The 13,027-nt window shown below is 61.2% G+C and carries 12 protein-coding genes; 3 read left to right on the top strand and 9 right to left on the bottom strand.

The window, feature by feature from the left end:
* Positions 1-4: 4 nt before the first annotated feature.
* Together ACDZ94_RS08930 and ACDZ94_RS08935 are read right to left on the bottom strand one after the other, a co-directional pair.
* Positions 5-451, bottom strand: a complete 447-nt coding sequence (locus ACDZ94_RS08930) for a GNAT family N-acetyltransferase (RefSeq protein WP_064454778.1) — start codon at positions 449-451, stop codon at positions 5-7.
* A complete protein-coding gene (locus tag ACDZ94_RS08935) occupies positions 448-1,086 on the bottom strand; it encodes an FMN-binding negative transcriptional regulator (protein WP_432751356.1) in 639 nt (212 codons plus the stop codon). The genes ACDZ94_RS08930 and ACDZ94_RS08935 overlap by 4 nt, the downstream gene beginning before the upstream one ends.
* Before the next feature lie 86 nt (positions 1,087-1,172).
* On the opposite strand from ACDZ94_RS08935, the gene ACDZ94_RS08940 reads away from it, so the two are divergent.
* Entirely contained in the window at positions 1,173-2,720 is a 1,548-nt protein-coding gene (locus ACDZ94_RS08940) for a PLP-dependent aminotransferase family protein (RefSeq protein WP_432751357.1), read from the top strand.
* A 14-nt stretch (positions 2,721-2,734) separates the two neighbouring features.
* Here the strand turns inward: ACDZ94_RS08940 and ACDZ94_RS08945 are convergent, their stop codons facing one another.
* The 7 genes from ACDZ94_RS08945 to aspA all read right to left on the bottom strand — a co-directional run bounded on the left by ACDZ94_RS08945 (position 2,735) and on the right by aspA (position 11,093).
* Positions 2,735-3,826: a polyamine ABC transporter substrate-binding protein gene (locus ACDZ94_RS08945; RefSeq protein ID WP_064454775.1), complete on the bottom strand. Its 1,092-nt coding sequence runs from the start codon at positions 3,824-3,826 to the stop codon at positions 2,735-2,737.
* Positions 3,823-4,857 carry a histone deacetylase family protein gene (locus ACDZ94_RS08950; protein ID WP_432751358.1) on the bottom strand — a complete coding sequence of 345 codons (1,035 nt, stop codon included), beginning with the start codon at positions 4,855-4,857 and terminating at the stop codon, positions 3,823-3,825. The genes ACDZ94_RS08945 and ACDZ94_RS08950 overlap by 4 nt, the downstream gene beginning before the upstream one ends.
* A gap of 153 nt (positions 4,858-5,010) precedes the next feature.
* Positions 5,011-6,003, bottom strand: coding sequence for an AraC family transcriptional regulator (locus tag ACDZ94_RS08955; protein ID WP_064454773.1), 993 nt, complete (start codon positions 6,001-6,003; stop codon positions 5,011-5,013).
* 50 nt (positions 6,004-6,053) lie between these two features.
* Positions 6,054-7,031, bottom strand: a complete 978-nt coding sequence (locus ACDZ94_RS08960; RefSeq protein ID WP_432751359.1) for an asparaginase — start codon at positions 7,029-7,031, stop codon at positions 6,054-6,056.
* 86 nt (positions 7,032-7,117) lie between these two features.
* Positions 7,118-8,569 (bottom strand): alanine/glycine:cation symporter family protein, encoded by a 1,452-nt coding sequence (locus ACDZ94_RS08965; protein ID WP_221295920.1) that lies wholly within the window; start codon positions 8,567-8,569, stop codon positions 7,118-7,120.
* 307 nt (positions 8,570-8,876) lie between these two features.
* On the bottom strand, positions 8,877-9,326 hold the full coding sequence (locus ACDZ94_RS08970; protein WP_221295919.1) for a GNAT family N-acetyltransferase: 450 nt from the start codon (positions 9,324-9,326) through the stop codon (positions 8,877-8,879).
* 342 nt (positions 9,327-9,668) lie between these two features.
* Positions 9,669-11,093, bottom strand: coding sequence for an aspartate ammonia-lyase (gene aspA / locus ACDZ94_RS08975; protein ID WP_053258714.1), 1,425 nt, complete (start codon positions 11,091-11,093; stop codon positions 9,669-9,671).
* Positions 11,094-11,275: 182 nt separating this feature from the next.
* Here aspA and ACDZ94_RS08980 point away from each other — a divergent pair, with 182 nt between their 5' ends.
* On the top strand, positions 11,276-12,184 hold the full coding sequence (locus ACDZ94_RS08980) for a LysR substrate-binding domain-containing protein (RefSeq protein WP_064454769.1): 909 nt from the start codon (positions 11,276-11,278) through the stop codon (positions 12,182-12,184).
* Positions 12,185-12,532: 348 nt separating this feature from the next.
* Positions 12,533-13,024, top strand: a complete 492-nt coding sequence (gene purE / locus ACDZ94_RS08985) for a 5-(carboxyamino)imidazole ribonucleotide mutase (protein WP_003195648.1) — start codon at positions 12,533-12,535, stop codon at positions 13,022-13,024.
* Positions 13,025-13,027 lie beyond the last annotated feature (3 nt).

The raw sequence follows: 13,027 nt of genomic DNA on the forward strand, positions 1-13,027 counted from the left end.
CTCCTTAAAGACCTTTGCGAAATTGAATGAAACCGGGGCGTTCGGCAATGCGTTCATACAGTTGAATCGCCGTGGCATTGGTCTCGTGAGTCAGCCAATGCACCTTGCAGCAGCCATCGTCCTTGGCGGTGGCGTAGACGAATTCGATGAGCTTACGCCCCACGCCGGTGCCGCGTTGCGCCGGGTCCACCAGCAAGTCCTGCAAGTAGCAGGCGTTTTCGATGCTCCAGTTGGAGCGGTGGTAGATGAAGTTGACCATGCCCACTGCCTTGCCGTCCTGCCAGGCGAGGGCCGAGTGAGTCGGCTCGTTGGCGTCGATCAGGCGTTGCCAGGTGCTTTGGCTGACAGCGTCCGGCAGTTCGGTGTTGTAAAACGTCAAATACGCTTGCCACAGGGGTAACCAGGCGCCGTGGTCGGCGGCAGTTACCTGGCGAATATCGATCTGGCTCATTCTGAAACTCCTTGGGGAATAAAGCGGGCGAGGGTCTGGTCGCGCACATCCACGCTGGCGGCCAGGCCCTCGCGTACGCCGGCGATGTCGGCCGGGCTGCGGTTCTGGCTGAGTTTGCGCTTGCCGAGCAGGCGCTCGATCGGCAGGGCGAAGCCGACGATGGCCTTGAGCATGCCGTCGATGTAGTCGGCCGGCGCGTCGCTGACTTTCCAGGGTTGGGCGCGGCGGCCTTCGTGACGGTCGGTGAGGGCGCTGACCACGGTCAGCAGGCGCTCGGCGTCGGTAAACACCTCGGCTTTGCCATAGGCATGTACAGCGAGGTAATTCCAGGTAGGCACCACTTTGCCGTGCTCGGTCTTGGACGGGTAAAACGCCGGGCTGACATAGCCTTCGGCACCGGCAAAGATCACCAGGGCTTCACTGTCATTTTGCAGCTCGCGCCACTGCGGATTAGCCTTGGCGAGGTGCCCATAGAGCGTGCCATACGGGCCTTCGTCGGGGTTGAGCAGCAGCGGCAAGTGGCTGGCTTGCAAGCCTTGTTCACCAAAGGTCACCAACTGCGCCAGGCGGGTGTGCTGGATCAGTTGCTGCAGTTCAGGCAAATCTTCGAGGGCAAAGGCGCGTGGTGTGTACATGAAATTTTCCTTGGCGAATGCCTGCATCCTAGGCAGGCTAATGGTTCGTTGTAAGAGCCATCTAGCGCCAATTTCATGGGTCCAATATGCCGCCTATTTCGCTGCCGCTGTTATTCAACCCCGCAGGCATTGAGCTGGATCGCCGTCAGGGCCTGACTCGCCAACTCTACGGCGCGTTGCGCCAGCGGGTGCTGGACGGACGGCTGGTCAGTGGCATGCGGTTGCCCGCCACCCGCGACTTGGCGGCAGCACTGTCGATCTCCCGCAACAGTGTGGTGCGGGCCTACGATCAGTTGTATGCGGAGGGGTTTATTGAGAGCCGGGTGGGTGATGGCACGTATGTCGCCCAATTGCCCACGCCAAAAAAACTATCCACAAAAGTATCCACAGGGTTTTCCACAGGCTTACCCACAGCCTTATCCACAAAATGGGCGGATTTTCCGGAAGATCTCGACAATGAAGTTATCCACAGTGCGGGCGTGGCGCGGGTCAAAAATAACCATCTTTCCCTGCCTCCCTCGGGGCCGCCTCGGGCATTTCGCGTGGGTGTGCCGGCCTTTGATCTGTTTCCGTTTGAGGTCTGGGCCAAGCTGAATGGGGCGTTCTGGCGCAAGCCTGACCTGGAACAGCTTTGCTATGGCGACCCGGCAGGTGACGGCCGTCTGCGCGGTTTGATCGCCGCTTACCTGCGCAGCTCGCGGGGCATGCAGTGTTCGGCTGAGCAAATTGTAATCACCTGTGGTGCGCAACAGGCAATCAGCCTTTGTGCACAGTTGCTGGTGGAGCCGGGAGACCGGGTGGCGGTGGAAAACCCGGGCTATCGCGCGGCTGGGCATGCATTTGCCCTGGCGGGTGGGCGACTGCAAGGCGTACCGGTGGACGGCGAGGGGATTGATTGCCAAGTGCTCAACACACTGGATGACTGTCGTGTGGCGTATGTCACGCCTTCTCATCAGTACCCGCTGGGTGTGGTGATGAGCCTGGCGCGGCGCCTGGAGCTGCTGGCCTGGGCTGAACGTACGAGCGGCTGGGTCATCGAGGACGACTATGACGGTGAGTACCGCTACAGCGGCGCGCCCCTCTCGCCGTTGGCGGCGCTGGATCGTAGTGGGCGAGTGTTGTATGTCGGCACCTTCGGCAAGGTGGCGTTCCCGGCGCTGCGCCTCGGTTATCTGGTATTGCCACCCGGCCTGGTGGACGCTTTTACCCGGCGCCGCGCCGTGGACATGCGCCATTCCGAAGTGAGTACCCAGGCGGTGATGGCGGAGTTTATGGCCGCCGGGCATTTCCAGCGGCATATCCGCCGCATGCGGCGTGCGGCGTTGAGTCGGCGAAACGCCTTGCTCGCCGGTTGGCCCAATGGGTTGCCAGGTGTCAGCGAACTGCTCGGCGTTGCGGCGGGGTTGCACCTGACGGTGCGCGTGGACAGCCTGGCGCGCGAGCAGCAATTGCTGGCCCAGGCCCACGCGGCAGGCGTCGAGGTCAACGGCTTGAGCAGCTATTGGCTGCCCCAGTCCACCACGCCGGTCGATCAGCGTGCCGGGCTGGTGCTGGGCTTCGCCGCCGTGCCCGAAGCGGATATCGCCGTGGCGCTGTCGCGCTTAAGGCAGGCATGGGGCGCCCGCCCTGGCTGAGTTTGCCTGTCGGTTCAGGTCCCCGACTTGATCTTGGTCCAGGCCCGCGTTCTGGCCCGTTCCGCATCACGCCCCAATGGTTTCAAGGTATACAGCGTGGCCATGGCCGCCTCGGTTGGGTACAGGTTGGGATTATTGCGAATTGCCGGGTCGACTAACTCGGTGGCGTCCTTGTTCGGGTTGGGGTAGCCGACAAAATCACTGATCGGCGCGATCACCTGGGGTTGCAGCAGGTAGTTGATAAAGGTGTAGGCGTCCTGCGGGTTTTGCGCGCCCTTGGGAATGGCGAGCATGTCGAACCAGATCGGCGCGCCTTCTTTGGGCAGGCGCATGTCCACGGTTACGCCATTTTTGGCCTCTTTGGCGCGGTTGGCAGCCTGGGAAAAGCTACCGGAATAACCCACGGCCACACAGATGTCGCCGTTGGCGATATCAGCCATGTATTTGGACGAGTGAAAGTAGGTGATGTAGGGGCGGATTTTCATCAACAGCGCCTCAGCCTTGACGTAATCCTTGGGGTTGCTGCTGTTGGGGTCCAGGCCAAGGTGTTGCAAGGCCAGGGGCAGGATTTCCGAGGGCGAATCCAGCAGGGCGACCCCGCATTGTTTGAGTTTGCTGATGTTCTCTTCCTTGAAGATCAGGTCCCAACTGTCCACCGGCGCGTTATCGCCCAACACCGCTTTGACCTTGGCCGGGTTGAAGCCGATCAGGATGGTGCCGTACATATAGGGCACGGCGAATTTATTGCCGGGGTCGTTGGCTTCGATCAGCTTCATCAGCTTGGGGTCGAGGTGGTTCCAGTTGGGCAACTGGCTCCGGTCCAGCGGCTGGAACACGCCGGCTTCGATCTGCTTGGCCAGGAACACGTTGGACGGCACCACCACGTCATAGCCCGAGTTGCCGGTGAGCAACTTGGCCTCAAGGGCTTCGTTGGTGTCGAAGATGTCGTACACCAGCTTGACCTGCGGGTGCTGTGCCTTGAAGTCTTCAAGCGCCTTGGGGGTGATGTAGTCGAACCAGTTGTAGACCTTGAGGGTTTTCTCTTCGGCGTGGGCCGCGCCGCCGAGAACGGCTGCACAGAGGACGAGTGACTTGAGCATGTTCATTGGGCGGACTCCTCAAAACCTTCGAGCACGTTGACGGCGTTGATGCCGATTTCTTCCACGGCGTAGCCGCCTTCCATCACAAACAGCGTGGGTCTGCCCAAGCGGGCGATGCGCGCACCCATCGCCAGGTAGTCAGGGCTGTCGAGTTTGAATTGCGAGATGGGGTCGTCTTTGAATGTATCCACACCCAGGGAAACGACGATGATGTCGGCGCCGTAGCGCTCAATCTCAGTGCAGGCTTCTTCAAGTGCCGCGCTCCAGCGATCCCAGCCGGAACCTGCCGGCAACGGGTAGTTGAAGTTGAAGCCTTCGCCGGCGTCTTCTCCCAGTTCGTCGGCATACCCCAGGAAAAACGGAAACTCCGCTTCTGGGTGCCCATGGATCGAGGTGAAGAGCACGTCGCTGCGGGCATAAAAAATCGACTGCGTGCCATTACCGTGGTGGTAATCCACGTCGAGAATCGCGACCTTTTTATAGCCTTGGTCGAGAAATGCCTGAGCGGCAATGGCCGCGTTGTTGAGGTAGCAATAACCGCCCATCAAGTCGCTGGCGGCGTGGTGCCCCGGCGGGCGACACAGGGCAAAGGCGGCGTTTGCACCTTGTGCGATTGCCTGTTGCGCCGTCAGGGCGACTTGCGCGGCGCTGTAGGCCGCTTGCCAAGTGCCGGCAGTAATCGGTGCGCCGCCGTCAAAACTGTAATAACCCAGTTGGCCGTGCAGGCTGGCAGGCAGTACCCGGCGCAGGGTGCGGGCAGGCCAGGTGTAGGGCAGCAAGTCGCCGTCCTGGCCGAACTCGGTCCAGCGCGCCCAGGCACCTTTGAAGAAGTCGAGGTAGTCGCGGCTGTGAATGCGTTGCAGCGGTGCCAGGCCAAAGTCCTGCGGTGCCTGAACCGGGCCCAGCTCGCGGTCCTTGACCCGTTGCAACACATGATCGGCGCGTGATGGCATTTCGAAGCAGGGCATCAGTTGCCCGTCCATCAATTCGCAACGGCCGTGATGCAGGTGGTGATCGTCCGAGTAGATCGTCAGCATTTATTGTTCTCCGCAGGCTGTATCGGTGGATGCAGTCTTGCGGCGGGCGGGTTTTATGAGAATGGCAGGAGCGGCCAAAAGGGGATAAATCTGGCCAAATTATCTGTCCTCAATTCGCCCCGAAATGGCGCGGCCATGCTCTCTCAACAGGCATCAGGGCCGGAACTGGCTGGGCGCCACGCCGCTCCAGCGCACGAACGCGTGCCGAAAACTGGCGGTTTCACTGAAGCCGAGTTGCTCGGCGATCCGGTAGATGGGCAGTTCATCTTCGGCCAGCCATTGCTTGGCTCGCTCGAAGCGCAGCTCGTCGAGCAGTTCCTGGTAGCTGCAGCCCAAGTCATGCAGGTGTCGACGCAAGGTACGGGCCGAGCAGTTCATCTGTTCGGCCAGGCCTTCGATCCCCGGTGCCGCGCCGAGTTGGCTGGCGAGCAGTTGGCGGATTCTGCCGAGCCAGGCCTGGCGGCCGGTGAATTCCAGGTTCTGCTTGCGGCAACGCTCGGCCATGGCCTGGTGAGTGACCGCGTCGGCCAGAGGCAGGGGGTGGTCCAACCAGCGTTTGTCGAAGGCGAACGCGTTGGTGGTGGTTTCAAAATGCAGCGAGCAGGCAAAGCACTCGCTGTAGCGCGCGTGATAATCCGGTGCGCTGTGTTCAAAGCGCGCGGCGAGCAGCGGCAGCGGTTGGCCGAGCAAGTCGTCGCAGATGACCTTCAGCGACGCCAGGCACAGTTCGACGTTGAACATCGCAAGGCTCGGGTTTTCCCGATAGTCGCTGGCGGTGAACCAGATGCGCTCAGCGTCTTCTTCAAGGCTGAGCTCGAAAAGTGTTCCCAGCAGCGCCGGATAACGCAACGCCAGGCGCAAAGCGTCACCGAAGGTGGCACTGGTGAGCAGGGCGTAACCGAGCATGCCGTAGGCCGAGACATGCATCTGCCGGCCCAACTCCAGGCCCACATCCCGGCGCAGGGCCACGGCGTTGGCGCATACGCGCATTTCCTGATTGGTGGTGATGCGCGTGTCCGCGCGGCTCAAGTCCGCCGCACAGATGCCACTGCCGGCCAGCAGCGCTTCAAAGGGCAAGCCTTCGGCCTTGAACGTGCTGAGCACCAGGGAAACGGCATTGAGGGTGGTGAGGTGGGAGTGCAGCATGGGAACTTCCAGCCAGGGGATGGCTGGAAGTGGAGCAAGTTACATGCCGGTCAGCTCAGTTCGCCGCACAGGTCCAGTTCTACCAGGCGGCGTACCTCGCTGGTCGCCAGCCCGGCACCCAGCAGCACCTGCAGCTTGCCGAACACCGCTTCGCGCGTCATGCCGCCACCGGACACCACGCCCACGCCGCGCAGACGGCTGCCGGCTTCGTAGACGTCGAGTTCCACGCCGCCTTCATGGCATTGGGTGATCGCCACCACGACCACGCCCAGGTCCTGCGCGCGTTTGAGGCTGGCGAGGAACGCCGGGTTATCGCTCGGCCCAGTGCCGCTGCCGAAGCATTCCAGCACCAACGCCTGAATGCCGCTGTCGATCAGTGCATCTAACTGCGTAGCGGCGATACCCGGCACCAGCGGCAGCACGCCGACGTTGGCCAGCGCTTTGGGTTGGCGATAATCCAGGGCTGGCGGCAGTGCATCGGCCTTGGCTACGCCGCCATTACGCTGCAAGGCAGCAAATGGATGGCGACCAAAGCTGCGAATCTTCGCGCATCGGGTCGGCGCCATCAGCGCGCCGTGGAAGTACAGCTGCACGCCCGGTGCCAGGCCTTCGCCCAATGCCAGCAGGGCGCCGCTGACGTTTTCCCAGGCATCGCTGTCAGGCACGCCAGCGGGGAGCATCGAGCCGGTGAACACCACCGGCGCGGGCAGGCCCAGCAGTTGGAAACTCATCGCCGCCGCGCTGTAGGCCAGCGTATCGGTGCCGTGCAGGATCAGCACGGCGTCGCAGCCGTCGTCCACGGCTTCAATCACAGCGGTGCGCAGGCGCTGCCAGTAGGCGGGGGTCATGTTGGCGCTGTCGATCAGCGGCGCCATTTCTCGGAAGCGCCAGGCAGGCACTGGCAGGTCGGCAAGCTGTTCGCGCATGCGCGCCTCGAAGCCGGAAGCCGGGGCCAGGCCGTTGGCGCTGGCTTGCATGCCGATGGTGCCGCCGGTGTAGAGCACCATGATGTTGTTAGCTGTGGACATCGAGAATTCTCCTGAACGAAAAACGCCGCCGGGCCCAGAGCATGCCCAAGGCCGGGCGGCGTGTCATCTATCTAGGCTTTCTACGCTCAGCGTTGCGCTTGAGCGTTCAGTTCAGCCGATGCTTGAGCGCCAGGCTCAGGCGTCGCCGGGTTTGCCGGCCAGGCCTTGCGGTCCAGGTCCAGGTCAGGGAACTTGCTGGAATCGAACACTGGCGTCTTGATGCCCGCAGCCCGCTGGCCGTCGTAGTCATTCAGGATGCGCATGGCGATCTTGAACAGGAACGCCAGGGCGAACAGGTTGACGAACGCCAGCATGGTCATGGTGATGTCGGCGAAGGCGAACACGGTACCCAGGTTCTCGATGGAACCCCAGAAAATCAGCACCAGCACCAACGCGCGGTAGCCCATCAGCACCTTGCGGTTGTTGCCCACCAGGAAGCGCAGGTTGCTCTCGCCGAGGTAGTAGTTGTACATGATCGAGGTGAACACGAACAACGCCAGGGCCACCGAGATGAACATGCGGCCCCAGTCGCCGACCACGGCTGCCAGGGAGTTCTGGGTCAGGGCAATGCCGTCGCCTTCAAAACCTGGGGTGTAGAAACCGGAGAGCAGGATCAGCAACGCGGTGCAGGTGCAGATCACGAAGGTGTCGAGGAACACGCTGAATGCCTGGACCACGCCTTGGGCGATCGGGTGTTCTACCGAGGCCACGGCTGCCACGTTAGGCGCACTGCCCAAACCGGCTTCGTTGGCGAACACGCCGCGCTTCACACCCATGATGATTGCGCTGCCCACCAGGCCACCAAAGGCTTGGTCGAGGCCGAAAGCGCTCTTGACGATGGTCGCGAGCATGGCCGGCACGTGGTCGAATTGCAGCACGATCACGTAGAGGGTCACGGCGATGTAGACCAGGGTCTTGACCGGTACCAGCAGGTCGGCGATCGAGGCGATACGCTTGATCCCGCCGATGAACACCAGGCCCAGCAATACGGCCAGCGCGAGGCCGGTGTAGGTGGTGTCGAGGCCAAAAGCATTGTTCAGCGAGTGGGTCACGGCGTGGGCTTGCAGGCCGTTGAAGGCGAAACCGAAGGTCACCAGCAACAGGAACGCCATGACCATACCCAGCCAGCGCTTATGCAGGCCGTGCTGGATGTAGTAGGCCGGGCCACCGCGGTAGGTGCCTTCAGCGTCGGTGCGCTTATACAGCTGGCCGAGCGAGCATTCGATAAAGCTCGAAGACATGCCCACCAACGCGGTGACCCACATCCAGAACACGGCACCCGGGCCACCCAGGGTGACGGCAATGCCGACACCGGCGATGTTACCGGCACCGACGCGGCCGGCCAGGCTGAGCATCAGCGCCTGGAACGAGCTGAGTTGGCCGGCGCTGCTCTTCAGGCTGTCTTTAAACACCGAGAACATGTGGAAAAAGTGACGCAACTGAACGAAACGCGAGCGGATCGTGAAATAACCGCCGAGCCCGACAATGAGCACGATCAGTACTTTCCCTGAGAGGAAGTCGTTGATGACTTCGAGCATGGAGTGTTCCTCGCTGATTTTTCTAATGGCAAACGCAGGACGGTCCGACGCGTCGCTCGGCACCAGGCAGTGCACGACGCTTCGCCCCAATCCTTTTGCGGGTGTTGTTATTCATGCGCTTTCGCGTTGTATCCGGGCCTCGTTACCGACGGCCGCAGACGCGAAGAGGGGCCGCACTATACCTAGCCGAACGGCATACGTCTGCATGAGGCGATTAAAGGAAGATGCAGCGGTCAGTGACCACCGGCTTATGGACCGATGAACGCTCACGCCTGGGGTGGTTCCCCAGGCGGGGTTTAACGAGGTTTCAGCGCTGGTAGATATCGGAGCGGAAGACTTGCCAGATGTAGTTCGGTTGGTTAACCGGCACAAAGCCCATCTTTTCATACAGCCACGGCGCTGTCGTAGTGGCCAGTATGATGCGGCGCAGCTGCTCGGCCTCGGGGCCCGCCAGTATGCCTTCGGACACCCAGCGGCCGAGGCCTTTACCTTGATATTGTTCGTCGACAAACACATCGCACAAATAGCCGAACGTCGCAAAATCCGTCACCAGCCGGGCAAAACCGACTTGCCGCTCATGGTGATAGACGCCCATGCATAAACTGTTATCAATGCTTAATTGCACACGGTCACGGGTAATGCCTTTGGCCCACGTCGACTGGACGAGAAACCCATGGATAAAGTCCAGGTCCAGCAGGCGCTTGTCTGCGTTCAGGCTGTAGCCCTCAGCAGTAAAAAAATCATCATTCTTTTTCATTATAAAGTTCCATTTTACTAAAGAATTTGACCCTGGCAGTGAGTGCGACAAGCCCTGCGCCCACCATAGCTAACAGCACATTCAAAAACCATAGATTGCGCTGGAAGGCTCCATCCTCCGTACTGAGTGCTCCTGCTATCAGGTTTCCAGCCCTGGCAAGGAGAAAGCATCTGTGTCTGCAACGTCCGCGCAGGACTTCACACACGAAAAAGAGGGCGCTTGCTTTTGTATCTGTCGAGGCTTTACGACAGGCAAAAAAAAGGGCCTGGAGAATGGTTCTCCAAGCCCTCAAAAGGTGAGAGGTGTCTAGTCCCTCAACCTGGTGAGCGGTGCAACAAACGCTTAGGCCTTCAGCGGGACCAAACGTGGGGCAATCATGTTTTCGGGGCGCAGGATGTCGTCGAGCATGGCGTCGTCGAGCAAGCCTTCTTCGCGCACCAACTCCAGCACACCACGACCGCTTTCAAGGGCGATGCGCGCAATGCGGGTGGCGTTTTCATAACCGATGTACGGGTTCAGCGCGGTCACCAGGCCGATGGAGTGCTCCACCAGTTCGCGGCAGCGTGCTTCGTTGGCGGTGATACCGACGATGCAGTGCTCGCGCAGCATGTCCATGGCGCGTTGCAGCAGGCGGATCGAGTCGAAGATCTTGAACGCGATCAGCGGTTCCATCACGTTCAGCTGCAGCTGGCCGCCTTCGGCTGCCATGGTCAGGGCCAGGTCGTTGCCGATGACTTGGAACGCCACTTGGTTAACAGCCTCCGGGATCACCGGGTTGACCTTGCCGGGCATGATCGAGCTGCCTGGCTGGCGTGCCGGCAGGTTGATCTCGTTGATGCCGGTGCGTGGGCCGCTGGACAGCAGGCGCAGGTCGTTGCAGATCTTCGACAGTTTCACCGCGGTACGCTTGAGCATGCCGGAGAACAGCACGAAGGCGCCCATGTCGGAGGTGGCTTCGATCAAGTCGGCAGCCGGTACCAGCGGCTGGCCGCTGATCAGTGCCAAGCGCTGTACGGCCAGGGCCTGGTAGCGCGGATCGGCGTTGATGCCGGTGCCGATGGCGGTGCCGCCCAGGTTCACTTCGGTCAACAGCTCAGGCGCCAGGGTTTTCAGGCGGGCCAGGTCTTCACCGAGGGTGGTGGCGAAGGCGCGGAATTCCTGGCCGAGGGTCATCGGCACGGCGTCTTGCAATTGGGTGCGGCCCATTTTCAGCACGTGGCTGAACTCGACGCCCTTGGCGGCGAACGCCTGGATCAGGCTGTCGAGGCTGGCCAGCAGCGCGTCATGGCCCAGCAGCAGACCCAAGCGGATCGCGGTCGGGTAGGCGTCGTTGGTCGACTGCGCCATGTTCACGTCGTTGTTGGGGTGCAGGTACTGATATTCGCCCTTGTTGTGGCCCATGGCCTCCAACGCGATGTTGGCGATGACTTCGTTGGCATTCATGTTGGTTGAAGTGCCAGCGCCGCCTTGAATCATGTCCACCACGAATTCTTCGTGGAAATCGCCACGGATCAGGCGGGCACAGGCTTCGCTGATGGCAGCGTGCTTGGCTTCGCTGAGCTGGCCCAACTCGCGGTTGGCGTCAGCGGCTGCTTGCTTGACCATTGCCAGGCCGACCACCAATTTCGGGTAATGCGAAATCGGAACGCCCGAGAGGCGGAAGTTATTCACCGCTCGCAGGGTCTGGATGCCGTAATACGCTTGAGCAGGTACTTCGAGTACGCCAAGCAGGTCTTTTTCTGTGCGGAATGATGCAGCGGAGGACATGACGGAAATCATCTCGATATGGACCCGGAACTGGCCGGAACGCTGCGAATGCTAGGCTTGTGGGAGTTTTTGGGCCAATGCTGTTAAACACTGGCCTATGCACAAACGGCATAATGCAGGTGTGACCCAGCTATCATGGCGGGCGTGTGTGCCAAAATGGTGCGTACCCGTGGGAGGAAGTGATGAACCTTGAGAGCAAATGGCTGGAAGACTTCAGCGCCTTGGCGGCGACTCGCAGCTTTTCCCAGGCGGCGGAGCGGCGCTTTGTTACCCAGCCAGCGTTCAGCCGTCGTATTCGCAGCCTGGAAGCTGCGCTCGGCTTGACCCTGGTCAACCGCTCGCGCACGCCAGTCGAATTGACGGCGGCGGGGCAGTTGTTCCTGGTGACTGCGCGCACGGTGGTCGAGCAACTCGGTGAAGTGCTGCGCCATTTGCATCACTTGGAAGGCGGGCAGGGCGAAGTCATGCAAGTGGCGGCCGCTCACTCCCTGGCTTTAGGCTTCTTCCCGCGCTGGATCGCGCAACTGCGTAACGAAGGGCTGAATATTGCTACACGGCTGGTCGCCACCAACGTCGGTGACGCGGTGCACGCCCTGCGTGAAGGCGGCTGCGATTTGATGCTGGCGTTCTACGACCCGGATGCGGCGATGCAGATGGACCCGGAGATCTTCCCGTCGCTGCACCTGGGCAATACCGAAATGCTCCCGGTGTGTGCTGCCGATGCCGACGGCAAGCCGTTGTTCGACCTGGAAGGCGAGGGCAGTGTGCCGCTGCTGGCCTACAGCGCCGGGGCATTTCTCGGTCGCTCGGTGAACCTGTTGCTGCGCCAACGCGCACTGCGTTTTACCACGGTGTACGAAACCGCCATGGCCGACAGCCTCAAGAGCATGGCGCTGGAAGGCCTCGGCATTGCCTGGGTGCCCCAACTGAGCGTGCGGGCCGAACTGGCGCGCGGTGAACTGGTGGTCTGCGGCGGGCCGCAATGGCATGTACCGCTGGAAATTCGCCTGTATCGCTGCGCGTTGGTGCGCAAGGCGAACGTGCGGTTGTTGTGGCGTAAGTTGGAAGGTGGTGCTGCACAAGGCACCTGAAAGGGATGAAGATCAAATGTGGGAGCTGGCTTGCCTGCGATGCGGGCACCTCGATACATCAGGCATATTGAGGTGATGCTATCGCAGGCAAGCCAGCTCCCACATTGTTCCAAGTCCCATGGTTGATCGGCGGTGTTTTCGCTGACCTGAAAGTCAATAAAACCGCCGGTTTGCGCCGCTGGACAGATGGTCATTCCAGGGGCTGTTTATCTGGATTATTACGGTATACTGCGCGGCCTTCGGCCGGTCCAACCGGCCAAATTTCGTACAACAAGCCACGCCGGATTTCCCGCGTGGCTTGTTGTTTTTTGACGCGCCTGCGGGCGCCCAGAGAGAAGAGGCACGACGATGAGTGCATTGGTTGGCGTGATCATGGGCTCCAAGTCCGATTGGTCCACCCTTAGCCACACCGCCGATATGCTGGAAAAACTCGGCATTCCGTATGAAGTGAAAGTGGTCTCTGCCCACCGCACCCCGGATTTGCTGTTCCAGTATGCCGATGAAGCAGAATCCCGTGGCATCGAGGTGATCATCGCCGGTGCTGGCGGTGCGGCGCACCTGCCAGGCATGTGTGCGGCCAAGACCCACCTGCCGGTGCTCGGCGTGCCGGTGCAGTCGTCGATGCTCTCGGGCGTGGATTCGCTGTTGTCCATCGTGCAGATGCCGGCCGGTATCCCGGTGGCGACCCTGGCGATCGGCAAGGCCGGCGCGATCAACGCCGCGTTGTTGTCCGCCAGCATCCTGGGCGCCAAGCACCCGCAGTTCCATGCGGTGCTGAAAAAATTCCGTGCTGAGCAGACAGACAGCGTGCTGGACAATCCAGACCCACGCATCGCCTGAGGT

It is taken from the genome of Pseudomonas sp. UBT, from assembly GCF_050915955.1.
Lineage (GTDB): Bacteria > Pseudomonadota > Gammaproteobacteria > Pseudomonadales > Pseudomonadaceae > Aquipseudomonas > Aquipseudomonas antarctica_A.

Excerpts from the sequence above, each read along its gene's own strand:
- ACDZ94_RS08930 (WP_064454778.1), bottom strand. The coding sequence starts at position 451 with ATGAGCCAGATCGATATTCGCCAGGTAACTGCCGCCGACCACGGCGCC.
- ACDZ94_RS08935 (WP_432751356.1), bottom strand. The coding sequence starts at position 1,086 with ATGTACACACCACGCGCCTTTGCCCTCGAAGATTTGCCTGAACTGCAG.
- ACDZ94_RS08940 (WP_432751357.1), top strand. The coding sequence starts at position 1,173 with ATGCCGCCTATTTCGCTGCCGCTGTTATTCAACCCCGCAGGCATTGAG.
- ACDZ94_RS08945 (WP_064454775.1), bottom strand. The coding sequence starts at position 3,826 with ATGAACATGCTCAAGTCACTCGTCCTCTGTGCAGCCGTTCTCGGCGGC.
- ACDZ94_RS08950 (WP_432751358.1), bottom strand. The coding sequence starts at position 4,857 with ATGCTGACGATCTACTCGGACGATCACCACCTGCATCACGGCCGTTGC.
- ACDZ94_RS08955 (WP_064454773.1), bottom strand. The coding sequence starts at position 6,003 with ATGCTGCACTCCCACCTCACCACCCTCAATGCCGTTTCCCTGGTGCTC.
- ACDZ94_RS08960 (WP_432751359.1), bottom strand. The coding sequence starts at position 7,031 with ATGTCCACAGCTAACAACATCATGGTGCTCTACACCGGCGGCACCATC.
- ACDZ94_RS08965 (WP_221295920.1), bottom strand. The coding sequence starts at position 8,569 with ATGCTCGAAGTCATCAACGACTTCCTCTCAGGGAAAGTACTGATCGTG.
- ACDZ94_RS08970 (WP_221295919.1), bottom strand. The coding sequence starts at position 9,326 with ATGAAAAAGAATGATGATTTTTTTACTGCTGAGGGCTACAGCCTGAAC.
- aspA (WP_053258714.1), bottom strand. The coding sequence starts at position 11,093 with ATGTCCTCCGCTGCATCATTCCGCACAGAAAAAGACCTGCTTGGCGTA.
- ACDZ94_RS08980 (WP_064454769.1), top strand. The coding sequence starts at position 11,276 with ATGAACCTTGAGAGCAAATGGCTGGAAGACTTCAGCGCCTTGGCGGCG.
- purE (WP_003195648.1), top strand. The coding sequence starts at position 12,533 with ATGAGTGCATTGGTTGGCGTGATCATGGGCTCCAAGTCCGATTGGTCC.